26 protein-coding genes are annotated in these 24,179 nt (G+C 68.4%); 19 read left to right on the top strand and 7 right to left on the bottom strand.

From position 1 onward, the window contains the following. Position 1: 1 nt before the first annotated feature. A complete protein-coding gene (locus ACFU95_RS04610) occupies positions 2 to 3,169 on the top strand; it encodes a DUF3427 domain-containing protein (protein ID WP_383821615.1) in 3,168 nt (1,055 codons plus the stop codon). Positions 3,170 to 3,347: 178 nt separating this feature from the next. Here the strand turns inward: ACFU95_RS04610 and ACFU95_RS04605 are convergent, their stop codons facing one another. Beyond that, positions 3,348 to 4,004: an ATP-binding protein gene (locus tag ACFU95_RS04605; protein ID WP_383822239.1), complete on the bottom strand. Its 657-nt coding sequence runs from the start codon at positions 4,002 to 4,004 to the stop codon at positions 3,348 to 3,350. 215 nt (positions 4,005 to 4,219) lie between these two features. Here ACFU95_RS04605 and ACFU95_RS04600 point away from each other — a divergent pair, with 215 nt between their 5' ends. The 12 genes from ACFU95_RS04600 (at position 4,220) to ACFU95_RS04545 (ending at position 12,177) form a co-directional block, all read left to right on the top strand. Further along, positions 4,220 to 5,068, top strand: a complete 849-nt coding sequence (locus tag ACFU95_RS04600) for a helix-turn-helix domain-containing protein (RefSeq protein WP_383821613.1) — start codon at positions 4,220 to 4,222, stop codon at positions 5,066 to 5,068. Then, on the top strand, positions 5,065 to 5,283 hold the full coding sequence (locus ACFU95_RS04595; RefSeq protein ID WP_383821611.1) for a DUF397 domain-containing protein: 219 nt from the start codon (positions 5,065 to 5,067) through the stop codon (positions 5,281 to 5,283). Before ACFU95_RS04600 ends, ACFU95_RS04595 begins: the two co-directional genes overlap by 4 nt. A 75-nt stretch (positions 5,284 to 5,358) precedes the next feature. Continuing rightward, entirely contained in the window at positions 5,359 to 5,655 is a 297-nt protein-coding gene (locus tag ACFU95_RS04590) for a hypothetical protein (protein ID WP_383821608.1), read from the top strand. Positions 5,656 to 6,014: 359 nt separating this feature from the next. Further along, a complete protein-coding gene (locus ACFU95_RS04585) occupies positions 6,015 to 6,755 on the top strand; it encodes a DUF6879 family protein (protein WP_383821605.1) in 741 nt (246 codons plus the stop codon). Next, positions 6,752 to 7,600 (top strand): helix-turn-helix domain-containing protein, encoded by an 849-nt coding sequence (locus ACFU95_RS04580; RefSeq protein ID WP_383821602.1) that lies wholly within the window; start codon positions 6,752 to 6,754, stop codon positions 7,598 to 7,600. The genes ACFU95_RS04585 and ACFU95_RS04580 overlap by 4 nt, the downstream gene beginning before the upstream one ends. A 545-nt stretch (positions 7,601 to 8,145) precedes the next feature. Next, the gene (locus ACFU95_RS04575) at positions 8,146 to 8,556 is read left to right on the top strand and encodes a hypothetical protein (RefSeq protein ID WP_383821600.1); all 411 of its coding nucleotides are present in this window, start codon (positions 8,146 to 8,148) and stop codon (positions 8,554 to 8,556) included. Positions 8,557 to 8,860: 304 nt separating this feature from the next. Next, positions 8,861 to 9,298 (top strand): hypothetical protein, encoded by a 438-nt coding sequence (locus tag ACFU95_RS04570; RefSeq protein WP_383821597.1) that lies wholly within the window; start codon positions 8,861 to 8,863, stop codon positions 9,296 to 9,298. An 84-nt stretch (positions 9,299 to 9,382) separates the two neighbouring features. After that, entirely contained in the window at positions 9,383 to 9,760 is a 378-nt protein-coding gene (locus ACFU95_RS04565; protein ID WP_383821595.1) for a hypothetical protein, read from the top strand. A 47-nt stretch (positions 9,761 to 9,807) separates the two neighbouring features. Then, positions 9,808 to 10,362 carry a DUF5753 domain-containing protein gene (locus tag ACFU95_RS04560; RefSeq protein WP_383821592.1) on the top strand — a complete coding sequence of 185 codons (555 nt, stop codon included), beginning with the start codon at positions 9,808 to 9,810 and terminating at the stop codon, positions 10,360 to 10,362. 183 nt (positions 10,363 to 10,545) lie between these two features. After that, positions 10,546 to 10,788, top strand: coding sequence for a hypothetical protein (locus tag ACFU95_RS04555; protein WP_383821589.1), 243 nt, complete (start codon positions 10,546 to 10,548; stop codon positions 10,786 to 10,788). 443 nt (positions 10,789 to 11,231) lie between these two features. Next, positions 11,232 to 11,852: a hypothetical protein gene (locus tag ACFU95_RS04550; RefSeq protein WP_383821587.1), complete on the top strand. Its 621-nt coding sequence runs from the start codon at positions 11,232 to 11,234 to the stop codon at positions 11,850 to 11,852. Between the two features lie 94 nt (positions 11,853 to 11,946). Beyond that, positions 11,947 to 12,177 (top strand): hypothetical protein, encoded by a 231-nt coding sequence (locus tag ACFU95_RS04545; RefSeq protein ID WP_383821585.1) that lies wholly within the window; start codon positions 11,947 to 11,949, stop codon positions 12,175 to 12,177. Between the two features lie 116 nt (positions 12,178 to 12,293). On the opposite strand, the gene ACFU95_RS04540 is transcribed toward ACFU95_RS04545, so the two are convergent. Beyond that, positions 12,294 to 14,069, bottom strand: coding sequence for a sigma-70 family RNA polymerase sigma factor (locus ACFU95_RS04540; RefSeq protein WP_383821582.1), 1,776 nt, complete (start codon positions 14,067 to 14,069; stop codon positions 12,294 to 12,296). Between the two features lie 190 nt (positions 14,070 to 14,259). Here ACFU95_RS04540 and ACFU95_RS04535 point away from each other — a divergent pair, with 190 nt between their 5' ends. Next, positions 14,260 to 14,673: an SsgA family sporulation/cell division regulator gene (locus ACFU95_RS04535; protein WP_383821579.1), complete on the top strand. Its 414-nt coding sequence runs from the start codon at positions 14,260 to 14,262 to the stop codon at positions 14,671 to 14,673. A gap of 3 nt (positions 14,674 to 14,676) precedes the next feature. Here the strand turns inward: ACFU95_RS04535 and ACFU95_RS04530 are convergent, their stop codons facing one another. Beyond that, a complete protein-coding gene (locus tag ACFU95_RS04530) occupies positions 14,677 to 15,138 on the bottom strand; it encodes an Lrp/AsnC family transcriptional regulator (protein ID WP_383821577.1) in 462 nt (153 codons plus the stop codon). A 106-nt stretch (positions 15,139 to 15,244) separates the two neighbouring features. On the opposite strand from ACFU95_RS04530, the gene ACFU95_RS04525 reads away from it, so the two are divergent. Beyond that, positions 15,245 to 16,132, top strand: coding sequence for a class I SAM-dependent methyltransferase (locus tag ACFU95_RS04525; RefSeq protein WP_383821574.1), 888 nt, complete (start codon positions 15,245 to 15,247; stop codon positions 16,130 to 16,132). Here the strand turns inward: ACFU95_RS04525 and ACFU95_RS04520 are convergent. Continuing rightward, positions 16,129 to 16,791 carry a PT domain-containing protein gene (locus ACFU95_RS04520; RefSeq protein WP_383821572.1) on the bottom strand — a complete coding sequence of 221 codons (663 nt, stop codon included), beginning with the start codon at positions 16,789 to 16,791 and terminating at the stop codon, positions 16,129 to 16,131. The genes ACFU95_RS04525 and ACFU95_RS04520 overlap by 4 nt on opposite strands. 219 nt (positions 16,792 to 17,010) lie before the next feature. Here ACFU95_RS04520 and ACFU95_RS04515 point away from each other — a divergent pair, with 219 nt between their 5' ends. The 3 genes from ACFU95_RS04515 to ACFU95_RS04505 all read left to right on the top strand — a co-directional run bounded on the left by ACFU95_RS04515 (position 17,011) and on the right by ACFU95_RS04505 (position 18,851). Continuing rightward, positions 17,011 to 17,868: an LLM class flavin-dependent oxidoreductase gene (locus ACFU95_RS04515; RefSeq protein WP_383821569.1), complete on the top strand. Its 858-nt coding sequence runs from the start codon at positions 17,011 to 17,013 to the stop codon at positions 17,866 to 17,868. 128 nt (positions 17,869 to 17,996) lie between these two features. Then, positions 17,997 to 18,494: a hypothetical protein gene (locus ACFU95_RS04510; protein WP_383821566.1), complete on the top strand. Its 498-nt coding sequence runs from the start codon at positions 17,997 to 17,999 to the stop codon at positions 18,492 to 18,494. A gap of 54 nt (positions 18,495 to 18,548) precedes the next feature. Further along, positions 18,549 to 18,851 (top strand): hypothetical protein, encoded by a 303-nt coding sequence (locus tag ACFU95_RS04505; protein ID WP_383821563.1) that lies wholly within the window; start codon positions 18,549 to 18,551, stop codon positions 18,849 to 18,851. A gap of 235 nt (positions 18,852 to 19,086) precedes the next feature. On the opposite strand, the gene ACFU95_RS04500 is transcribed toward ACFU95_RS04505, so the two are convergent. Next, positions 19,087 to 19,476, bottom strand: a complete 390-nt coding sequence (locus tag ACFU95_RS04500; protein WP_383821559.1) for a VOC family protein — start codon at positions 19,474 to 19,476, stop codon at positions 19,087 to 19,089. A gap of 129 nt (positions 19,477 to 19,605) precedes the next feature. Between ACFU95_RS04500 and ACFU95_RS04495 the strand changes: the two genes are divergently transcribed. Beyond that, a complete protein-coding gene (locus ACFU95_RS04495) occupies positions 19,606 to 21,090 on the top strand; it encodes an alginate lyase family protein (RefSeq protein ID WP_383822236.1) in 1,485 nt (494 codons plus the stop codon). A 66-nt stretch (positions 21,091 to 21,156) separates the two neighbouring features. Here ACFU95_RS04495 and ACFU95_RS04490 read toward each other — a convergent pair whose 3' ends face one another. Then, on the bottom strand, positions 21,157 to 22,641 hold the full coding sequence (locus ACFU95_RS04490; protein ID WP_383821555.1) for an MFS transporter: 1,485 nt from the start codon (positions 22,639 to 22,641) through the stop codon (positions 21,157 to 21,159). Positions 22,642 to 22,763: 122 nt separating this feature from the next. Continuing rightward, positions 22,764 to 24,026 (bottom strand): DUF445 domain-containing protein, encoded by a 1,263-nt coding sequence (locus ACFU95_RS04485; protein ID WP_383821553.1) that lies wholly within the window; start codon positions 24,024 to 24,026, stop codon positions 22,764 to 22,766. Between the last annotated feature and the right edge of the window lie 153 nt (positions 24,027 to 24,179).

Raw genomic sequence — 24,179 nt, 5'->3', positions numbered from 1 at the left:
CGTGGCGGAATCGGGGGACCCTACGGGGCTGGTGGCCGGCGTCCACGAGCGGCTTGTCACTCAGGATCTGCGCGATCGGATAGAGGGACTCGAAGCCGCAGGATGGAAGGCCATCGACGCCGAGGTCAGTGAGGTATCGACGCCACACGTGCTGGCCCGGTATATCAGCGAAGCCGTAGGGCAGCGCTTGGCCCAACTGCCGCACAAGAAGCAGGTGGCTGTCGCCAACCAGATCATGCAGTCACTGGTCGCCAGCGTGCCCGACCCTGATGTGGACAGGATCGACAGCACCATCACTGATGGCCCACGTCAGCTGCTGGCTCTCGCCGAGCAGGAGGCCCCCGGGGTCTACGCGGTCCGTCCGCTGACACCTCTCTCCGAAACGGCGTTGATCACCAACGCCCCAGACGACCCCAACCTCGGCTCCGAACTGCGTGCGGAACTCGCCACGGCCGACCGCATCGACCTGCTGTGCGCGTTCGTGAAGTGGCATGGCATAAGGGTGCTCGAAGACTCGCTTCGCGCGGCGAGGGAGCGGGGAATCCGTATTCGGGTCATCACGACCACCTACATCGGGGCCACCGACAGATACGCGTTGGACCGCCTTGTCCGCGAGTTCGGCGCCGAGGTGAAGGTCAACTACGAGATCCGGTCCACACGGCTACACGCGAAGGCTTGGCTGTTCGGCCGAAACACCGGATTCAATACGGCCTATGTGGGCAGCTCCAATCTGTCCAAAGCCGCGCTGCTCGACGGTCTGGAGTGGAACGTACGGCTGTCATCGGTCGCCACACCCCGGGTACTCGACAAGTTCGAGGCGACCTTCGACGCGTACTGGGACGACTTCGCCTTCGAGTCGTACGACCCCGATGAGGACGGCGAGCGGCTCTCCGAGGCGCTGGCGCGCGCGGGAGGCAGGGGACCTGACGACGACTTCCGGATCAGCCTCTCCGGTCTTGAAGTGCAGCCCTTCCCGCACCAGAAGGACATGCTGGAGCGGCTACGCGTCGAGCGTGAGATCCGCGGTCATCACGAAAACCTCCTCGTCGCGGCCACCGGAACCGGCAAGACCGTCATGGCCGCGCTGGACTACCGCAACCTACGCGACAAATTGGGTGGGCGGCTTCCCCACCTACTCTTCGTGGCGCATCGCAAGGAGATCCTTGAGCAATCTCTGCGCACCTACCGAGAGGTGCTCAGCGACGCCTCCTTCGGTGAACTACTCCACAGCGGAAAAGAACCTCGCGACTGGACCCACGTCTTTGCCAGCGTCCAGTCCCTCAACCTCCGTCGGCTGGAGCAGCTCGATCCGAGCCATTTCCACGTGATCGTCATCGACGAGTTCCATCACGCCACGGCGGACACGTACCGCCGCGTCCTCACCCACTTCAAACGGCCCGAAGGTCACCCCGAACCGACCCAACTGCTCGGCCTCACAGCAACGCCGGAGAGGATGGACGGGAAGAATGTGCAGGACGAGTTCTTCGAAGGTCGGATCGCAGCCGAGATGCGGTTGTGGGAAGCGCTTGAGGCCGACCTGCTGTGCCCGTTCCATTACTTCGGAATCCCGGACGGCACGGATCTGACTCAGCTGCAATGGAAATCGGGCAACTACGACCGAGATGAACTCGGTAACGTCTACACGGCTGGAAATGGCCAAGCGCTCATCGTCCTCAAGCAGGTCAAGGACAAGATCTCCAACCCCGCCGCGATGCGAGCGCTGGGCTTCTGCGTGAGCAAGAAACACGCTCACTTCATGGCCGGGCAATTTATCAAAGCAGGTTTCCTGGCCGCGGCACTCGACAGCGAATCGTCTGCCGCAAAACGGAAGCAGACGCTGGACGACTTGAAGAACGGTAAGCTCCAGGTCGTCTTCTCCGTCGATCTGTTCAACGAAGGATTGGACATTCCCGACGTCGATACTCTCCTACTCCTACGCCCCACGAACAGTGCGACGGTCTTCCTCCAGCAGCTCGGCCGTGGACTTCGACGCACGCCCAACAAGCCGGTACTGACCGTGCTGGACTTCATCGGCCAACACCGCGCGGAATTCCGCTTCGAGGAGCAGTTCCGCGCAATGACGAACCTCTCCCGGAACCGCCTGGTCGACAGCATCGAGCGCGACTTCCCTCAGCTTCCCTCCGGCTGCCAGATCATCCTGGAGGGTAAGTCCAAGGATCTCGTCCTCGACAACATCCGTACTCAACTTAACGCCACCGTCAATACGTTGGCGAAGGAGGTCAGGGACTACAGCACTCCCCAGCTCGATTCGTACCTGCGCGAGAGCCGACGGGATATCAAGGAGCTCTACAGAAGCGACAACTCCTGGACCAAGGTCCTACGCAAGGCCAGGATCATCAACGAGGCCCCACTGCCGGGCGAGGAGAACCTTCTGAAGCGCGTCCACGCCTTTCTCCACGTGGACGACCAGGACCGAGCCAACGCGTATCTCCGCCTTCTCGCGGGTGACGCTCCTGACTACGACACCCTCTCCCCGACCGAGCAGGCGTACGCCCGCATGCTCTTCTTCAATCTATGGGACAAGGCGGGCGGCTTCTCCAGCTACCGGGAGGGCTTGGAATCGCTGCACGCCCAACGCCTGCTCCGCAACGAACTCCAGGAGGTCCTGTCGTATGTCCTCGACCGCTCCGATCACTTCCCCATCCCCCTGGACGGACGGCTCAGCCACCTCCCGCTGAAGATTCACAGCTCCTACAACCGCTCCGAAATCCTCTCGGCCCTCGGGGTGGCACGGTTGGGCGGGCAGATGCCCGGAATCTTCAGCCAGGGAGTGACCTGGGTTGAGGAGATCAAAACCGACGCCCTCCTCATCACCCTGGAGAAGAGCGAACGAGACTTCTCCCCTAGCGTCCGCTATAAGGACTATGCGATCAGCCCCACCCGCTTCCACTGGGAATCTCAGGGCAACACACCGGAGAACTCCTCGACCGGCCTTCGCTACCAGCGGCACGCTGAGCAGGACAGCCACGTCCTGCTGTTCCTTCGCCGCTACAAGCGCAACGCCATCGGCAAATCCGAGCCCTGGATGCTCTTGGGCCCAGCCACCTACGTGAAGCACACAGGCAGCAAGCCTATGGCGATCACTTGGGAACTTCAGCATGAGCTCCCAGCGGACGTGTGGACGTACTCGACTATCGCTGCGGGGTAGAGGAGTCAGACGAGAAGTTCCTGAGCCAGCACGGAGGCGACCTTCCAATCATGCGCGCGGCCTGTCAGCTGCTGCTGCCGACCTTCAGAAGACCGGTCATCCTGCGCTGTCATCAAGGCATCGTTGAGCCCCTTGAACCAATCCCCGTCCGCGCTGGGAAGACCCGAGGTTTTCCTCATCATTGGATTCGACACGGCAGACCTCCAGTTTCTGCGGTCTGCGCCTCGAAGCGTGTTTGCGCACGATCCAGGATCTCTTCCTCGTCGCAACCGTGTGCCCGCAGCCAGTGGAGAAAGTCTGTGATGGCGTCGATCACCGCTTCTTCAGCAGTCGTCATGCTCAGCCCACGCAGGCTCTGCTCACGAGGCAACCTCGCCGCCCTGTAGATGCCTAGCAGCGCCTCAGCGCGTGTGACGTCCCCGCGTGCCACGTGACCGTCCGGCGCGGTCAGCCCCGTCGCGAACTCACACCAAGTGACCTTTCGATCGGGGTGGAGTTGGACTCCCCAGCGATCGGCGACCGCGTCGACGAGAGCCATGCCCCGTCCGGACTCGGAGTCGCGGTCCGCGTCCACGAGAGTGGGGAGGGCGCGCGTGTCGGGGTCATGGACCTCGACACGCAGATGAAGGCCGTTCATGGCGACCATGAGGGTGGCCGGCGTGCCATGGCCGACATGGGTGATGACATTGGACACCAGCTCGCTGACGCACAGCTGAGCCTGGTCAATGACATCGTGCAATCCCCAGCTCCCCAAATGCTGCCGCACGGTGCGGCGCAGGGCGGCCACTTCCGCTGGCTCGGCAGTGAAGGCCAGGTCCCAGGGCTTCCGTTGCATACACGCTTCCTGGATCACGACGGTCCCTCTCCTCACAGGCAACTCCACACGATGGCGGAGTGTTACGGATGCTCACGATGGGTTGCGTTGCCGTTCAGAGTGATACATACACATCCCGTCATGCAATGTGCAGGGAGGGATTCCCACTTCTAGGTGATTGGCAAGCACACCCCTTGGCGCGAGACTGAACACCCGCTACCAGGAAGAGGGTTGGAATGGCCGGTTCACCGACGGCACGCCGTCGTCGTCTCTCGATCGAGCTGAAGAAGCTCCGGGAGAAGAGCGCGCTCACCTGCGCCCAGGTCGGCGAGGCTCTGGACTGGAGCGGCTCCAAGGTCAATCGCATGGAGACGGGCAGCGGCCGGGTCCAGCCGTCCGACATCGAGGCCCTGTGCCGGTTCTACGAAACCAGCGACGAACTGCGCGAGTTCCTCAAGTCACTTGCCCGGCAAGCCAAGACGCGCGGTTGGTGGCAGGTGCACGGCGCCGGCGTGCCCGAGTGGTTCAACATCTACATCGGCCTGGAGCAGGACGCCTCTACCATCCGCCAGTACCAGTGCGAGTTGATCCCCGGACTCATGCAGATGGACGCCTACACGCGGGAACTCCACACGACCGGCGCGCACCTGTCTGCCGAGGACATCGGCAGGGCCGTGCGTGTACGCATGGAACGCCAAACCATGTTGACGCGACCTGACGCGCCAGATGCCTGGTTCGTCGTGAACGAAGGCGCTCTTCGCCATGTGATCGGGGATCTGGCAATCATGCGAGAGCAGCTCGAACGCGTACTGGAGGCCGCCGAGTTGCCCACCGTGACCCTCCAGGTCCTGCCCTTCGACGCTGGCACCTATCCGGTCACAGGCTCATTCACCATGCTGGGCTTCCCTGCTCAGGAGGACCCGGACATCGTGTATCGGGACGGCATCACCGATGCCGTGTACCTGGAGGGCGAGCATCATGTTCGTGAGTACACCAAGGCGTTCGACGGCCTGCGAGCCGCGGCTCTGAGTCCTCAACGCTCCATCCAATTGATCAAGACGATGTTGAAGGAATACGCAAGGTGAGCATTGCAGCCGCCGATGGCAGCCACGCTCCGGTGTGGTCAAGGTCCTCGTACAGCAACGGTGCCGGAGGAGAGTGCGTCGAGTGTTCGTTGGCAACGGACGGCGCCCTCGTACGCGACTCTAAGTGTGAGACAGGACCGATCATCAATGTTGGTCGCGGCGCGTGGCGTGCCTTCCTCGGTGGTGTCCTGGAACACGGACGCTTGGCGCACTGACGAGGGATTCCTCAGCAGCCCTCCCTCCGCAGCGGGGCACACCTCACGGCAGCAGACAGCAAGGAACTGGCGATCGTGAACGCACAGCGCGCGGAGACGCCCGGACCAGCGGCGCTGCCGTTGCATACCGTCGGCAACATTCGAGCAGCTCTGAGGTCCGGACACGGCTTTCCGGGCGACCGAGAGTCCTTTGAAGAAGATCTTCAGCGTGCACTGGAGGGTTCGTCGCAGACGGACTTCAATGCCGTCGCTACCGTGATCGTCGACTACCGGGGCAGAATCCGGCTCTACCTGGATCCCAACTTCGACATCGCCGTGCAGGAGGGCACTGACCTCACGAGGCGGTTGAAGCAGGAGGCTCAGGATCAGTGAGCGGCGTGATCGCGGCCTACGCGGGCGGCAGATCGGATGAAGGCTCTCGGAGCCAAGCAGGAACTGGAGACGCTCCGGCAGAAGCTGAACAGGTTCCAGGCTCGGGAACCTGCTCGGTCCACTCCGTCCAGACCGCAGCGAAGTCCGCAAGTCGAGGATGGAGTAACCACCGGCCTTCCCTGTGAACAGCCTTCTCGAACTGCCGCACGTGATCTCCCAGATCAACGGCACAGCACGCTGCCTCAGTTGCGCGCAACCCACGCCTCCGTCCCCGCAGACGCAATCTGCTGCAATCCATGAGCACGCCAGAACCCGCTAATCGCATCCTGGATCATCACCCAACACAGCTGGAGGGCAAAATGACGCTCAGGTTCATCGGCACAACCAGCGACGACGGCGACTGCCCCACCCTTTACGACATCGAGGACACGGACGAGATCCTCGTCCAGGGCGAGCGGGAGACCAACCCGGAGCACCTGGCCCAGTTGCGGGACGTCAAAGGGTCCGAGACCTTCGTCCGCGTCCCGCGCAGCCTGCTGACCCGTTACGCACCGAGGAACGACGCCCCCGAACTCCAGCCCTTCGCCGCGATCTCCCACCTCTTCAGCGACTTCAAACACACAGCCTGGCGGCTGGAGACACGACGTGGCTACGCCTCCGACCGCAACAGCCCGAAGTGGCCGCGGTTCCTCGCCGGCGAGGACATCGCGCGCGGCCCCGATAACGCCTGGCGCGACAACGTCCGCGCGCAGACGACGCAGGGCAAGCGGTTCGAACGGGTCCGGCTGGTCGACGACCCGCCCACCCAGGGACAGGAATTCCTCCTCGCCAGTGCGCCAAGCAACATCTCGGCAGGCGAGGACATCCGCTATCTGACACGTACCCAGTCCCAGGGATTGCGGCTGCCGGAGTACGACTTCTGGCTCTTCGACTCCAAGGTCCTCGCCCGCTTCGCGTTCGACGACGAAGACACCACCCTGGGCGTGTACGTCAGCCAGGACCCGGCTGAAGTTCTCGCCGCCTGCCAAGCCCGCGACGCCGCCTGGCACCACGCCGTCCGCACCGAAGACTTCGCAAGGCGGGTACGTTCCACCGTGTGAGCACGGACTATCAGACCGCCAGAGAGGCACTCGGGGCGCGGCTTCGTGAGCTGCGCACCGAGGCGGGCCTGGAAGGCAAGGATCTCGCTGCCAGAGCTGGCTGGCAGACCTCGAAGGTCTCCCGGCTCCAGAACGGCAAGCAGACCCCTTCGGCGGCCGACCTGACCGCCTGGGCGCAAGGTTGCGGTCGGCCGGACGTCGAGGCTGAGCTCCAAGGGCTTCGGGCAGGTCTGGAGATGAAGCAACGCCACCGCTCCTGGCGGCGCCAACTTGCCGGCGGGCACCGCGGCCGCCAAGAGATCGCCGTGCGCCAAACCCAGGCCACGAAGGCTATCCGCGGACTTGAGGTGTCGCGCATACCTGGGCTGTTCCAGACGCCGGAGTACGCCCGCGTCATCTTTGAGGCGAACGCCGAGTTCCGGGGTATCCCGCCGACCACAGAGGCCGCCGTCGAAGCCCGGATGCGTCGCCAGGAAGCGCTGTACGACCCCGAGAAGACGTTCATGTTCCTCGTATGCGAGGCAGCGCTTTACCACCGGTCATGCCCGGCAGACGTGATGGCTGAGCAACTGGATCGTCTGTACAACCTGGTCGGCCAGCGTCGGATTGAGCTCGGCATTCTTCCGTTCGGCGCTCAGCTGCGCCGTACCGCTCCCCACGGCTTCTGGATTTACGACCGCAGGCTGGTCATCGTCGAGACGATCAGCGAAGAGCTATGGCTCACGGGCGAGGACGACATCCAGCTGTACGAAAGGGCGTGGGTCTGGCTTTCGGAATCCGCTGAGTACGGGACGTCGGCGCGCCGTCTCGTCGGCCGAGCGCGGGCGTCTCTGGACCTTGCGTGAGCAAGCAGCCGCAAGCACGCCAGTCAGCGGCGCAATCAGACGCAATCACTGCACGGGTGCGCAATTGAACTGCCTAACGTCCTGGTCATGGCCACGAAACTCATCCGGTCACTCCGGCAAGCAGGCCAGGACCGGCTTCTGTCCTGCACTCGTAATCCCAGTGCGTTGTGTCGTGCGTGGGCCGCAGACAAGTTCGCGCGGATCCCGGTCGGCGAACACCGGCGTGTAGTCGAAGCCCCCTTGATTCCGTCCGTCAAGGCCGCCATGGCGTGTGTAGACAGAGAGCGACTCGGCCCCGTTCCGGTGGACTCGCCGACGGGCCGGGCCTGGTGGCTCGTGCCTCCATGCCTCGCTGAAGAGCTGGATCACGCACTGCAGCTGACCGTGCATCCGTCGAGCTGGCAGCTTGAGTGCCGACCAGTCCTGTACTCGATCAACGAGCGCACGCGGCTGGAGAGTCCGGACGGCTCGGGCCGCCTTACCGACCCGACTGCGCTGAGCGCGGCTTTGGGTAGCAGCGGGTGTGTCCAGGTGGAGGCACTCGGATGCTGACGCCCGACACAACTGCCGCCGGTGCGACGGCCGACGAGCCCGATGCCCCTTCGCTCGGTGAGCTTCTCGCACGCTCTGCCGCCAGTCTCCGCGAGCGCACCGCAGTGCAGTGCCTGGCCGAGGAAGAGGAACTCCCCGCCCTGAGCAACGTCCGGGCCGCGCTCGTGACGACGGAAGACGGCGTCATGACGTGCCGGTGGGCGAGCTTGGCCGGACGCATGTACACGCTCGGGCTCGATGAAGTCGAGCGGGCGTTTCTCGGGCTGGTCTTATCGATCGTCGGCGTTCGACAGTGCCACTTGGCCGCCGTTCGCCACCTGAACGAGCGCCGCTTGAAGATCGTGCTCCTGGCGATGGTGCGTCCGACAGGCAACGACCGGATCGCGATTGGCACACGGCTCTGAACCCCTGTGGGCAACACGCAAGCCGGACCAACATGCCTTCAGCAGCACCGTCGTTCGGCTGCGTCACCGGTCTCACTCTCCCTTCCCACTGCGTACAAGCCAGCCTGCTGCACCTCACGCGGCAAGTGCAGCAGTCCCCTCTCCGAAGAACACGACACGCAACCGGAACTACGACAGAGGGCAACCCGACAGTCCTCCGACCGTGAGGTGAACTCGTGCTCCACACACGCCTGTTCCGACCCGATCAACGCCTGGTCACGGCCGTATCCACCAGCCGCGCCATCGCCAAGGGAGTGGCGCGACGATGACCACCACCGTCGCGGTACAACCGCGCACCGGCCGCTCGCTCGTCACCGGCACCGAGTTCGACACCCTCGCCGCGTTCTGCGCCGACGAGTACGGCCTTGAGCGCTGCGTCGCCGACCGGGTCCTCGACCAGGCCCTCGCCCTCGTCTACGTCATGGGCACGACCCGCTCAGGAGCCGCCATGGCTCCGTCCCAGCAGGTCGACCCCGGTTGGCACACGCTGATCCTGCACACCGACTGGTACGCCAACTGGTGCCAGAAACAGTTCGGCTACTTCCTGCACCACCAGCCGAACAGCAAGACCCGCACACGAGGCCTGATGACCGACGTCGTGCGGCGGATCCGCACGGCCGGATTCGGAGTCGACGAACGGCTGTGGGGTACCGCCGCCGATTGCAACCCGCCCGCTTGCTGCGGCGACGGCCCCTGCTGCTGATCACCTTCACCGCCATCCCCGCTAGGGCGGGCCGTCTCCCCCGAGCCGGCTCGCCCGTCTCTGGCCAGAAACGGACACCAAGCTGTGCCGCTGACCGAACTGACCGCCACCGGGCGCGTGACCCTCTTTCCCCTCGAAGGCCTTTCTGTGGCCTATACGACGCAGTCCAGCGACAAGCGCTGCCTGGGCGACATCGGACTTGTCGCTGTCGTGGACGAACACAGCGACGGCGAGGAGCTGTGGAACCTCGCCCGCGATCTCGGTGGACGTAACAACGGGCAGGAACAGGCCCGTTGGATTCTCACCCAGGCGGGCCGCGCTCGGGTGGTGACATCCTCGGCATACGGCGACTTGGCAGACGTCACATGGACGGCATACGTGCGTCGGCAGCTCGAACTCGACGCGCTGTACGCCAACCACGAGGTCCTGATGACCGGCCGCATCACATGGGCGGGCGACTGAACAAGGGAGATCAGATGAGGTTTGAACCGGTACCCGATACAGATGACGTGCAACGTGAACTCGCCCTGCTGGAAAGGGGTGCCTCATGTCTGCGGTATTTCCTTCCCGCGATTCCCACCGGACTGATCCAGACGGCCGAGTACATGCGGCAGGTGATGACACGGACCTCGTCCGTCGTCAGCAAAGATGTCGAGCAAGTGATCGCGCGCAAGCTAGAGCGTCAGGCCGTACTCGACGACCTCGACAAACGGTTTGAGTTTCTGCTCACCGAGTCGGCCATCCGTTGGCAGCTGTGCGAGGAAGCTGTCATGGCCCGGCAGGTCGAGCACCTCGTGTCCCTCTCTCATCGCCCGAACATCGATATCAAGGTGCTTCCGCTGGCAGGCCGGGTCGCCGAGGTTCCGTTCAACACCTTCACGTTGTACGACGCCAGCCTCGCCACGTTGGAGGTGTTCACCGGGCGGGTGGTGCTGCGCGAGGCGATCGACATTGCCCAGTACGACCGGATCTTTGGCTCTCTTACGAAGCGCGCGTGTGCCGGGGACGCGGCGAGGCGCTTGCTTGCCGAGTGGGCAGATCCCTTCGACGGCCGCCGCAGCTGATGCCCCCTCATGACCACCCCGCCCAGCTGACGGGGTCTCACAGCCCTCGAAGCTGATTAGGCCTCATGGGCGTGGCCCGTATGGCAGTCCCGATGAGCGCTCGGGGAGATATCGGATTAGCCTCCGAATTGAGCGCAATGTGGATCTTTAGGTGTGCGCTCTAACTCGACCCAAGGAGGAGAAATGCGCAAGCTTCAGAAGGCCGCTGTCGCGGCCGCCATGGTCGGGACTCTGAGCCTCATAGCCACCGGCACCGCCACCGCACAGCCTGCATACGACGGTCATGGCGGTTGTAAGTCGCACGACTTTGACCTCAGCATTCTCGGTCAGGTCGGAGCGCTCAACGGCCTTGCGGGCAATCTGCTCAACGGTGAGGGACACCCCGGCGCGCAAATCAACCACGTCGGCTCCAGTTGCCACCACTGAGCAATCCGCGTTCCGTCGCGTAGTTCATCGACAGGGGCCCCGGTGCCCGGGCGACAAGCTCGGGCAGCGGGGTCCCCGCTTGCGTCTGCCAGCTGTTCTGGCTGGCTGGCCGGTCGCCCGCCCGGGCACCCGGGTGGTCCATGGGGAGGAGGGCATCGGTCGACCAAAGTCGTACGGCGTAGACCTTCGGCCGATGGCAGGGCCTCCGGCGGCTCGGCAGACTCGGTTCGGAGCTGCGCCAGACTGGGGCTGAGGCGGGCTGGGGCCGGGACGTGACTACGCCGGACCGGCGAACGGGAACACGACTGCGGGAAAGTGGGAGCGGCATGGCCACGGGGGACAACGATGGTGCGGCGGGGATGGAGGGCCTTCGGGGTGAGGGCCGTTCGGGCGGGAAGGTCACCGTACTCGCCGAGTCGCCATGGTTTCTGACTCTCTTTTGCGTGGCGTGCGGGGCGGGCGTCGGCTGGTTGGTCACCCTTCTCGCCGAGTGGCTCGTGACGTTGTCGTGGGCGCCGTTGCAAGGGCCGGCCAAGCTGGTGACCTCCGTCCCGGAGCCCTGGCTCACCCTCGGCGGCGTCGCGGTGGGAGCCCTGCTGGGGCTGTTCCTCGGGTTCATCGCGGTGCATGAGTCGCTGTCGGTGAGTGTGTCCTCCGGGCGGGTGGTCCTCGGTGTCAGGGACTCCTCGCAGGAGTTCGGGCACGACGAGATCGCCTTGGCGGTGCGGGACGGCAAGCAGCTCGTGCTGCTCGGGCCGGACGGGATGGAGATCGCGCGGGAGCGCTGCGATCTGTCCTGGACGCGGCTGGCCGATGCCTTCGCCGCGCACGGCTACCGGTGGGCGGACGAGGATCCGCATCAGGGGGAGTTCCGGCGCTGGGTTCCCGGGATGCCCGGGCTGCCCGACGGGGCGGACGCGTTGCTGAGGGCTCGCGAGGTGGCCCGGAAGAAGGAACAGGGCTCCGAGGACGCACGGGAACTGCGCGGGGAGCTGCTGAGGCTCGGCGTCGTCGTACGTGATGAGAAGCAGCGGCAGTACTGGCGCGTGCCACTGCGGTCCTGACGTACGGGGTTCGGGGAGGCTTCGAGGGGGCTGGGTTCGGGCGCCGTATCGGCTGAGAGGATTGCGCCGACCGTAGTGAACGAAGGGGATGAGCATGATCGTGCTCGCGCTGGTCGGTGTTCTCGTGCTCACCGTCGGGGGATGCGTCTGTGTCGTGTGGGCGTCTCGGGGCGGGCCGGGCTGGGTGCGCGCGGTGGCCGCGGTGACCCTGGGCGTGGGCAAGTTGGTACGGGGGTCGGGGCGTTCCCGTCAGAGCTCGGGCTCGGACATCTCCGCCCTGGGCGGCTCGGACTCCGGGCCGGGGTCGGGTTCCGACTCCAACTGAACTCGTACGGCGGACTCCCGGCGCAACGCCGACGCGGGCCGCGCCAAGGGGTAGCAGGGGGTGGCCGGCGCGGCCCGCGTGGGTCAGTCAGTCGGTCGTCTTCGTCCTCGGCCTCGTCAGTTCCCGCAGTTGTCTCCGGGGTCCCCGGGCGTTGGCTGCGGGGTGGGCGCGGGGTCCGTCACCACCGGCGGGGTGGGGCTGTCCGGCGTCTGCGGGGCCTCAGGTGTTTCATTCTCAACCGGCTCTGGCTCTACGGGAGTTGTAGGCGACGACGGCGTCTCGGGAGCCTCCGCCTCCGGGGCTCCAGGGCCCTCCGGCGGCGCCTGGGCCTCCGGCGGCACCTCGGCCTCCGGCGGCCCCTCGGCCTCCGGCTGCGAGTGCTCCGGCTGCTCCGCGCCTGTCCCCGAACCACCCGCATCACCGGGATCACCGGAATCGCCTGGATCACCCGGGTACTCCGGATACCCCGGCCCGCCCGGCTCCTCCACCGGAGGCTCCGTCACCGGCTGGACAGGGCTCGGTGCAGGCTCCTCAACGACCGGCGGCTCCTCGACGACCGGCGGCTCCTCGACGACCGGCGGCTCCTCGACGACCGGCGGCTCGACCCCGACCCCCGGACCGGCCTCGACCACCACCGGCCCACCCCCAGCCCCACCCCCAGCCCCAACTCCATCCCCCGACTCGGCCGCATCCCCGCCACCCGTCGTATCCGGACCGGCGACCCCGGCGAACCCGGCGACCAGCACCTCGACCCCGCCATCCGGCCGGCGCTGGTCGGCCTGTGTCACCTCGGGCAGCCCGGCCGAACCAGCACGGTCCGGCTCCCCCGGCACCCGCTCCCCCGGCCCGGTCCCCTCCGACGGCTGCGCCACCGGCGCCTCCGCCAGCGGCGCCCGTGGTGGGGTGGGCGTCGGTGTGGAGCCGCCCGTGCCCAGGGCGAGGACCATCGCGAGGGCCATGCCCGTGACGGTCGCGCCGGCCGCTACGGCGGCGGGCACCTTCGCACCGCCGGCCCCGCCGCCGGTCACCGCCTGGCGGGCCGTGTGGAGCGCGGTGCCGAGCTGGCCGCTCAGGGCGGCCGTGGCGCCGGCGGACCCGGCGGCCAGCGGCAGCAGGAACTTGCCCGCGCCGCCGACGGCGAAGACCAGCAGGGCCGGACCGACGAACGCGGGCAGCCGGTCGTTGGCGCGCATGAGTACCGCGAGCCGGCCGCGGCAGTCGTCGCAGGCGTCCACGTGGGCGAGCAGGCGTTCCGACTGGCGGGGCGTCGCGCCGCCGCGTACGTAGGCCGGCATGCGCACCCAGTGGACCTCGCACGCGGGGTCGTCGGGAGCGCCGGTCTGGGAGCGCAGGAATGCCTGCCGCATGCCTTCGCGGGCACGGTGGAGGAGTACGGCCGTCGCACCCTGCTTGGCGCCGATGCGCCGGCCGACCGTCTCCAGCGGCTGGCCCTCGGCCTCCGCCAGCCACAGTGCCTGCACCCAGCGCTCGGGCAGTTGGCCCAGCACGCGCACCAACAGGTCGACGGAGGAGACCTGTTCGGCCGGGTCCGCCACGCCCTCGGTGTGGGCGGCGACGTCCACTCGCTCGGCGGCCTGCGGGTCGTGCGGGGTTTCGCGCGCCTCGCCGCCGGCCGTCGCCGCCAGGTGCCGCACCGTCGTCATCAGGTACGCCGGTACGTTCTCGATCTCGTGCCCCGCCGACAGCCGCCGCCAGACGCGGAAGTGCGCCTCGGCCACCAGGTCCTCGGCAGCCCAGGTGTTGTTGCGGGTGAGCGAGCGCGCGAACGCGACCAGGCGCGGCTGCTGTTCCTCGTAGATACGGGCGTACGAGGCGGTGGTGGACACGGGAGGTGTCGCCTGGGCGGGCACCTTGGGGAAACCGTCGGACATGGCGGGAACGCTCCGGTTGCCTGCTGGGCTGATGGGCGCGGACGAGTTTGTCAGCGTAGATGACTAAAATCTCAAGTAAATGGTTCGGGTGAGTTAGATCACATGCGCTGGGTTCCGGTTCGGCGTAATCAACGTGCTCGCCGTGCGGTCGAGAGGTCGCACACACCCCGCACCACCAACGGAGAAGACCATGCGCCTCGCTCTCGAACAGTCCGTCCGCGCCCGCCTCGTCACCCCCGACCACCCGGAGCTGCCGGTACGCCCCACGCTGCGCTACACCGCCACCGAACCCTTCGCCGTGCACCTCGACTTCCCCGCCCATGTCTCGGACGACGGGCGCGGGGTCACCTGGACGTTCGCCCGCTCGCTGCTGGAGGAGGGGCTCGACGGGGCGGCCGGGATCGGGGACGTACGCATACGACCGTGCGGCCGGTCCCGCACGGTCGTGGAGTTCCACGCCCCGCACGGCATGGCCGCGATCCGGTTCGGGACGGCGGCTCTTCGGCGGTTTCTCCAGCGGTCGTACGCCGTCGTCGAGCCGGGGAGAGAGGATCTGGGGCCCGAACTGGACACCGTTCTCATGTCCCTTCTCGACGGGGTCTGAGTCTCAGTCGGGCTCGATGGGCGTCAGTACGCGCGTAGCCGTCTGCCGGTAGATCACCGAGCTGCGAAAGCTCACCACCTCGCGGCGGGCGCTGAAGCGGTCCATGAGGAAGGCGTGCAGGTGCTCGATGTCCGGGACGGCCACCTGGACGAGGAAGTCGTCGTCGCCGGAGACCACGAAGACCGAGACGACCTCGGGGAGCCGGGTGAGATAGCTCTCGAAGTCGTGGATCACCTCGCGGCTCAGCGGACGCAGCCGGGCGAAGACCAGCGCCTGCAGCGAGCGGCCCAACAGGCGTGGCTGTACGGCCGCGTGATAGCCGGTGATCACACCGCGGGCGCGCAGGGCGCGGACCCGTTCCAGGCAGGTGGAGGGTGCGATGCCGACCCTGCGGGCGAGTTCGCGGTTGGTGAGCCGTGCATCGCGCTGGAGATGGGTGAGGATCGCCGAATCAGTGTCGTCCATGGCCGTCATTCTTCCCGGGGTTCCGAATTTGGTTCGGCCGAGCCGCCCAACTCCCGTACCACGCAATACATTTCCCTCGCCCGCCGGACCGAAGGGACCCTCGCCCATGACGACCGCCGCCGCCCGAGCCGCTGACCAGACCGCTCACCAGACCGCTGACCAGACCACTGCCCAGGCCGTCGACCAAGCCGTCGACCAAGCCGTCGACCAGGCCGTCGACCACTACGACCGGTTTCTCGCGGAGTACTACACCTGGATGCTCGGGGGCGATCTCGACGCGCTCGCCGCGGTACAGGGTGCCGCTCTCTCGGGGTGGGGTGTGACGCCCGGGTGCGCGATCGGTTCGGCGACGGCCGGGGCGCTCGCCGTGGATCTGGGGTGCGGCCCTGGACACGCGAGCCTCGCGCTGGCCGGGCTCGGCTTCGACTCCGTTCTCGCGGTCGATCTGAGCCGGCCGCTGCTGGACGAACTCGCCGCGCACGCCGCCGACGTGCCCGCCGTACGCGCGGTGCGGGCGGATGTGCGGACCGCTCTTCGGGAACTGGTGCGGCCGGGGTCGGCGGGGGCCGTCGTATGCCTGGGTGACACGTTGACGCATCTGCCGACCCGGGGGGATGTGGCCGCTCTCTTCGCCGACGTCGCCGCCGCGCTCGCGCCCGGGGGGACGGCCGTTCTCGCCTACCGCGACCTGACGGTCCCGCTCACGGGCACCGACCGCTTCCTACCGGTCCGGGCGACCGCGGACCGGATCATGACCTGCTTCCTGGAGTACCCGGACGACTACGACGACTACACGGTCGTCGTCCACGACCTGCTCCACACCCGCAACGCCGACGCCTCCGGCTGGACGCTCACCGCCCGCAGTTACCGCAAGCTCCGCCTCTCCCACGCCTGGGTGCTGGACCAGCTGCGCACGGCCGGGCTGCGGGTCCGGCACGAGGAGAGCGGGCCCGGGGGCATGCGGACGGTCGTCCTGGAGCGCGGCACCTCCTAGTCCCCTGGTCCCTGGTAGGAGGCCGCCGACCGTAGCCGGAGGCTCGTCCGCGCCTGGTGGCGGATCCGCTTGGTGCGGCCCTGGCCGGCGAGGAGGGTGAGGACGGGGGTCGGCGTGGCAGGGGCCTCGGCCAGCTTGAGCTGGAGCCAGTTGGACGACGCCTGGGTCAGGGCCTCGGGGTCCCACGGGTGGTTCAGGTGCACGGCTCTGAGGAGGGCCCACTCCCGGAGGCGTTCGGCCGGGAAGGCGTGACCGGCCGTCGCCGCGGCCATGGACTCGGCCCGTTCGGTGTAGGCGGAGGTGGCGTGGATCGCGGCGGCCCGGCGGTCCAGGTGACGGGTCACGGCGGACTCGGCCATCGTCCGGTCCGGGTCGGTGAGGACGCGGCGGACCAGGGCCGGTTCCTCGGCGGGCGTGGAGTTCGCCAGCTGAACGGTGTAGGCGGCGAAGCGGGCGTGCTCGGAGGGTTCGTCGGAGGGGTCACCGGAGGGGTCACCGGAGGGGTCACCGGAGGGGTCACCGGAGGGGCCGTCGGAGGGGTCATCGGAGGGGTCGTCGGAGGGGTCATCGGAGGGGTCGTCAGGGTGTTCTTCGGAGGGCTCGGCGGCAGACTCGTCAGCGGCTTCCGCGGCGGGCTCGGCGGCTTGTGGGGGGCGCATCCGGCGATGGTGGCCCATCGGTGCCCCGCCCGGCAGGGCGTTTTCGCCGCCACCCCGTCCGGTTCAAATGGTTTGTCCGCCGAAACGGGCCCGTCCTACAGTGAGTTCACTTCGAAGAGACGTTCCCCCGGAAAGAAGCCGCAGAGCGGGAGCGTCCCACCTCACCGAGGTGCAGGAGGGGCGGCAGTCCTTGTCGACCCCTCATTCGGAGGCTCCTTCATGAACGTCGGTACAGATGTGGGCATCGGCCTGCCCGTCGGCGACCCGGCCGCCCTTCTCACCTGGGCCCGGCGCGCCGACGCCGGTCCCTTCAGCACGCTCGGTCTGCTCGACCGGCTCGTGTACGACAACCCCGAGCCGCTGGTCGCCCTGGCCGTCCTCGCCGGCGCCACCTCACGCGTCCGCGTCCAGACCGAGGTGCTGCTCGCCCCGCTGCGGGACACCGCCCTGCTGGCCAAGCAGGCGGCCACGCTGGACCGGATGACCGGGGGCCGTCTCGTCCTCGGCCTGGGCATCGGCGGCCGGGAGGACGATCACCGGGTCGCGGGCACCGACCCTCGCACCCGGGGGCGGCGCCTGGACGAGCAGATGGCCACGATGTGCCGCCTGTGGCACGGCGAGCCCTACGGCGACGGCGTCGGCCCCATCGGCCCGGTGCCCGCCCGCATCGGCGGCCCGCAGATCCTCTTCGGCGGCTTCAAGCCAGCCGCCCTCGAACGCGTCGCACGCTGGGGCGACGGCTTCCTCGCCGCCGCGGCACCCTCCTGGGCGGGCGGCCTGTTCGACACCGTCCGCGGCTTCTGGAAGGAGTACGGCCGCGACGGCGAACCCCGCCTCGTCGCCCAGGTGAACGTCGCGCTCGGCCCGCGGGACGTACTCGACGACGCACACGCCCGCATGCACGCCTACTACGCCTTCACCGGCATGGCCGACCGCATGGTCGCCGGCCTGCTCACCACGCCCGCCGAGATCCGCGCCGCGATCACCGCCTTCGCCGACCTGGGCGCCGACGAGGTGATGCTCTACTGCTACGGCCTCGACCCGGACCAGGTGGACCGCCTGGCCGACGTGCTGTGAGGCCGCTTCGGTGAAGCCGGCTCTGTGACACCGCTGTTGCCGGAACTGTGGGCTCCGCCACAGCCGGGTGCGCCGGGCCCTGTTGGACTCGGCGCACCCGCCGTCTTCCGCCCTGATCTGGAGGCCACGTGTTCCTGCTGATCCTGCTGTTCGTCGTGATCGTGGTGATCGTCGCCGTGGGTCTGTGCGGATACGGTGGCCGCACGCTGTCCGACCACGGTCTGCGCCGCGCGAGCGCTCCCTTCGGACTGCGCGGTCTCGCCGCCCTCGCGGGTGCGGGCGCGTGTGCCCTGTACGCGTGGGGGCTGCTCGCCGTCTGCGGTGCCGTCATGACGGCGGAGGACGGCGGCACCGACTCGTCACCGCCCCGGTCCTGCCGTACGGCGGGCTGGATGGAACGGCACCGGCAGGGCATCGAGATCGCCGGCTACAGGGTCGAGTACCTCCCGCTCGGGTTCGTCTGCGAGACGAGCGACGGCGGGAGTTACGACAACGGTGACGTGCCGGGGTACGTCAACCCGGCCGTCCTCGGGCTCGCCCTCGCCGCCGCCGGGGGCGCGATCGGCTCGGGGTACCTGACGGAGTTGCGGGCCCGGGCCGAGTTCCGCAGGCAGCAGGCCGGTTAGCCTCGGTTGTCCAGACCCGGCTGAAGCGGTCGGCCGCGGTGTTCGGAGGCAGTCATGGCGAAGGTTCCCAGCGCGGTGGTCGCCGCCGGCGGGCTGGTCGGAGGGTACGGGGTAGCCCGCTGGACCAGGAAGCGGCAGCTCGGCGGGGCCGTACTGGCCGTCGCGGGGGCCACGGCCGCCCAGCAGTGGCGACAGCAGGCGGGCGGAAAGGCCGCGGGCGCCCTGACCGCCGCGTATGTCGCCGCCTTCGCCGGTTCGCATCCCCTCGCCAAGAAGGTGGGTGCGTGGCCCGCCGTGTTCGGAGTGGCCGGCGCGATGGCCCTGGCGTCCTGGGCGGTGGCGGACCGACGGGGCTGATATCGCCGTAGGCCAGAGGATTTCGCGGGGTCCTGGGACCGGCGTGGGCACAGGGCACAGGATTCCGCCGGGCCCTGAGACCGGCCGTAGGTCATGGGACTCCGCCAGGCCCTGAGACCGGCGTGGGCACAGGGCACATGACTCCGCCGGGTCATGACACCAGCCGTACGCACGGGACCTCGCCGGACCCCGAGACCGCCGTAGCCGCCGCAGTCGCCATGGCCGCCGGATCGCCCTAGGCCCGGTGGCTCAGCACGTTCACCACCTGTCCGCCCGGGTCCCGTACGAAGAAGCGCCGTACGCCCCACTCCTCGTCCCGGAGCTCCCGTACGACCTCCGCGCCCGACGCCACCACCCGCGCGTACACGGCGTCGACGTCCTCGACCTCCACGCTCAGGTCGGGGACGACGGGGCCGGTGCGTTCCTCGGTGAAGAAGCTGATCTGGGCGGTGGGGTTGGCGGGGGACGCCATGGTCATCACCCAGGGACCGGGGGCCTGGGGGTCTCCCCCGGAAAACAGGGTCATCGCCTCCTCGAAGCCGAGCAGGCCGTAGAAGTCCCGGCTCGTCGTCATCGCCTCCTCGGATCCGACGTGGATGTTGGGGACGATCCTGCGGATGGTCATCGGTGGTGCTCCCTGAGGGGTGTGCGGAGTTTTTGTTATCCCCCGCAGTCTGGCTCCGTCTCCTCTCCGTCCCCAGCCCCAGGCACGCGAGGAATGAGCCACGTGACACGACAGATCAGCCGCCGGAGCATGCTCAAGGCCACGGGTGCGACCGCCGGAGCCGTCGGCGTCGGCGTCGGCGTCGGTACGACCGCTCTCGCGACCCCGGCCGCCGCGGCCGGCGCCTCGTTCGCGCACCCCGGCCTGCTGCACACCCGTGCCGACCTGGACCGGATGGCCGCCAAGGTGAAGGCGGGCGCGGAGCCCTACACGGCCGGGTTCGCCAAGCTCGCCGCCAACCCCCACGCGCAGAGCGGCTGGCAGCCCCGCCCCGCCGCCACGGTCTACCGGGGCGGCGGCACCCCGCAGAACTACGCGGCGCTCTACAAGGACATCCACTCCGCCTACCAGAACGCCCTGCGCTGGCACGTCACCGGCGAGAGCGCGCACGCCGACGCGGCGGTCCGCATCCTCAACGCCTGGTCGGGGACGCTGACCAGCGTGCAGGGCAGCGCCGACCGGTTCCTCGCGGCGGGCCTGTACGGGTACCAGTTCGCCAACGCGGCCGAACTCGTGCGTGATCACGGCGACTTCGAGCTCGGCCGGTTCCAGGAGATGCTGACCCGGACCTTCGCGCCGCTCAGCGACGACTTCCTGGTCAGGCACAACGGCGCCGTCGTCAGCAACTACTGGACCAACTGGGACCTGGCGAACATGTGCTGCGTCCTGGCGACCGGCATCTTCTGCGACGACAAGGCCCAGGTCGGCCGTGCCGTGGAGTACTTCAAGCACGGCGCGGGCCTCGGCTCCATCAAGCACGCCATCCCCGTCGTGCACGACGACGGACTCGCCGAGTGGCTGGAGGCGGGCCGCGACCAGGGGCACGCGCTGCTCGGCGTCGGCCTGATGGGCACCTTCTGCGAGATGGCCTGGAACCAGGGCACCGACCTCTACGGCTACGACGACAACCGCTTCCTCAAGGGCGCCCAGTACGTCGCGAAGTGGGCCCTGGGCGGGGATGTGCCGTTCACCGCGAACACCCGCAGGAAGGGCGCGATCAACGGCTGGTCGGGGTCGGAGACCGTCACCGAGGCGGCTCCCGTGAACCCGGAGATGATCCGCCCGATCTGGGCGATGATCGCCAACCACTACACCAAGCGCCGGGGCCTGTCGGCGTCGTACCTCACGCGGATCGCGGCGAGGTCCGCCCCGGAGGGCGGCGGCGGGAACTACGGCCCCGACAGCGGCGGATACGACCAACTGGGCTTCGGGACACTGGCGTTCACCCGGGACAAGGCCACGGGGACGGGCACGGGCGGTGCGCCGAGCCCGGCGGCGTCGGCTTCGGCCGCCGCGTCGGCCGGTGCGGGGTCACAAGCCCGGCCGCAGGGCGGGACCGCGGTGACGCCCTCGGCGTCCGCGTCCGCCGCCGCGAGCGGTGACCTCGCCGCCACGGGTTCGAACGACGTCCTCGGCTGGACGGCCGCCACCGGCATCACCGCCCTCGCCGGCGGCCTGCTCCTGCTGCGGCGCCGGGGCCGTGATCAGCGCGAGTCCCGGGCCCAGGCGCAGTAGGGACTGGGCGCAGGGTCACGATCTCCGGTTCCGGCTGCCACCACGAGGGGAGCCGGGACCGGACCTTCACCCTCCCGTCGCCCCCGCACGGGCCGGTTTCGCCACCGCCGTGAGCGGACGTGCGATGTCCTCCAGCGACCGGCGTTCCGCGCGGACCGCGAGGAACGCCGCGACCAGGCCCGCCAGGCACATCAGGGCCGCGCCGATCTGGAACGCGAGGACCGTGTCGCCGACCCTGCCCGTCTCGGTGAGGTCGGCGAAGAGCAGGGGGCCGCTGATGCCGCCGGCCGCGGTGCCGAGGGCGTAGAAGAAGGCGATGGACATCGCGCGGGTCTCCATCGGGAAGACTTCGGAGACCGTGAGGTAGGCGCTCGACGCACCGGCGGAGGCGAAGAACAGGACCGCGCACCAGCAGGCCGTCATCGTGGTCGCGCTGAGCGAGCCCCGGTCGAACAGCCAGGCCGTGCCGAAGAGCAGGAAGCCGGAGAGCAGGTACGTCGAGGAGATCATGATCCGGCGGCCGACCGTGTCGAACAACCTGCCCAGCAGCAGCGGGCCCAGGAAGTTGCCGACCGCGATGACCGCGAAGTAGTAGCCGGTGTTGCCGCTCGGCACGTCGAAGAACGTGGTGAGGATCGCGCCGAAGCCGAAGGTGATGGCGTTGTACAGGAACGCCTGGCCGATGAAGAGGGAGAACCCGAGGGCCGCCCGCCTGCGGTACTTCGAGAAGACCGTGCGGCCGATCTCCAGGAAGGAGACGCTCCGGCGCTGGTGGATGGTGATCTCGCCCTCGGGGCGCGGCAGCGGCTCGTTCCGTTCGGCCTCCACCTCGCGCTCGATGGCGGACACGATCCGTTCCGCCTCGTCGTCGCGGCCGTGGATCAGCAGCCAGCGCGGGCTCTCCGGGACGTGCCGCCGGACCAGGAGGATCACCAGGGCGAGGACGGCGCCGAGCGCGAACGTCAGCCGCCAGCCGAGGTTCGCGGGCAGGACCGCGGTGTTCAGCGCGACGATCGACAGCAGCGAGCCGCCGACCGCGCCCAGCCAGAAGCTGCCGTTGATCATCAGGTCGACGCGGCCGCGGTACTGAGCCGGGATCAGTTCGTCGATCGCCGAGTTGATCGCCGCGTACTCGCCGCCGATGCCGAAGCCGGTGAGGAAGCGGAAGAGGAAGAACCACCAGGTGTCGAAGGAGAGGGCGGTCAGGGCCGTCGCCGCCAGATAGACCGCCAGCGTGATCATGAAGAGTTTCCTGCGGCCCCACTTGTCGGTCAGGCGGCCCCAGAACAGGGCGCCGAGGCAGGCTCCGGCCACGTACAGGGCGGCGGCCATGCCGGTGACCTGGCCGGAGGTGATCGGCAGTCCGCTGCCGGGTTCGGAGAGGCGGGGCGCGATGTTTCCGACGACGGTGACTTCCAGTCCGTCGAGGATCCACACGGTCCCGAGACCGATGACGATCGTCCAGTGCCAGCGCGACCACGGGAGGCGGTCGAGGCGGGCGGGGATGTCGGTGGTGACGGTACGGCCGGTCTCGGCACCTGCGGTGGTCATGGGCCCCCTCCTCGTCGAGCGGAACCCGTGCCGAGTGCCCTGAGGACGCCGGTTCTACCCCGCGCCACGCCCCGTCGCGCCCGCCGCCACGCCCGCCGCCACGCCCGCCGCCACGCCCGCCGCTACGCCCCCAGCGCCCGCGACACCGTGTAGATCACCAGCCCGGCCAGCGAGCCCACCACCGTGCCGTTGATCCGGATGAACTGGAGGTCGCGTCCGATGTGTGCCTCGATCTTCTTCGTGGTGTGCTCGGCGTCCCAGCCGGCCACGGTGTCCGTGATCAGGGACGTGATCTCCCTGCGGTAGGTGGTGACGACGTACACCGCCGCGCCCTCCACCCAGCTGTCGACCTTGGCCTGGAGCCGCGGCTCGACCGCCATCCGCGCACCCAGCGACAGCAGCGAGGCACGCACGCGCAGGCGCAGTTCGCTGCGCTCGTCCTCGGCCGCCGAGACGATCATCGAGCGTACGGCGGTCCACGCGGACGCGATCAGGTCCTGGACCTCGCCGCGCCCCAGCACCTCGCCCTTGAGCCGCTCGACCCGCGCGCGGGTGTCCGTGTCGGACTGGAGGTCGGAGGCGAAGTCGGTGAGGAAGCGGTCGAGGGCGCCGCGGGCCGGGTGGGAGGGCATGTCGCGCATCTCGGTGACGAAGCGGAGCAGCTCCTTGTAGATGCGCTCGCCGACCCTCTTGTCGACGAACTTCGGGGTCCAGCCGGGGGCGCCGCCCTGGACCGCGTGCATGATCTCCTCGTCGTGCAGGATCAGCCAGTGCTGGGCCCGCGCGACGATCAGGTCGACGGCCCGCTTGTGGCCGCCGTCCGCGACGATCTTCTCCAGCATCTTCCCTATGCCGGGCGCGATCTCCTGGGCGTCGGCGCGCCGGGTGATCGCCTCTCCGACGACGGCCTGGACGTCCGAGTCGCGCATGACCGTCAGGGCGCCCCGCAGGGCCGCGGACAACTCCGCCGTCACCCGGTCGGCGTGCTCGGGATCGGCCAGCCAGGCGCCGAGGCGGCTGCCGATGCCGACGGCGCGCAGGCGTTGTCGTACGACGTCCTCGGAGAGGAAGTTCTCGCCGACGAACTCGCCCAGGGAGACCCCCAGCTGGTCCTTCTTGTTGGGGATGATCGCGGTGTGCGGGATGGGCAGGCCGAGGGGGTGGCGGAACAGGGCGGTGACCGCGAACCAGTCGGCGAGCGCGCCGACCATGCCGGCCTCGGCGGCCGCGGCGACGTAGTTCGCCCATTCGCCGGCGCCCTGGTGCGCCGCCACCTTGGCGAGGACGTAGATCAGCGCCACGAGGAGCAGCAGTCCGGTCGCGGTGATCTTCATCCGCCGTACGCCGCGTTGCTTCTCCTCGTCGGCGGCGGTGAACGTGCTCATCGCACGTACGGCCGATGCGGGGACGCGCCGGTTATCGGCGGCCTCCGACCGGGCATGCATCTCTACGCCAGACGTTCCCGTTTCATCCGGATTCGCACGTTCCATTCCACTCCACCCGTCCAGGATCCCCCGCACACATTGTCCCTTCCTGAC

This window comes from Streptomyces sp. NPDC057623, from assembly GCF_042800355.1.
Lineage (GTDB): Bacteria > Actinomycetota > Actinomycetes > Streptomycetales > Streptomycetaceae > Streptomyces.
The sequence above is the reverse complement of the archived record's forward strand: the minus strand, read 5'-3'. Positions and strand labels throughout refer to the sequence as shown.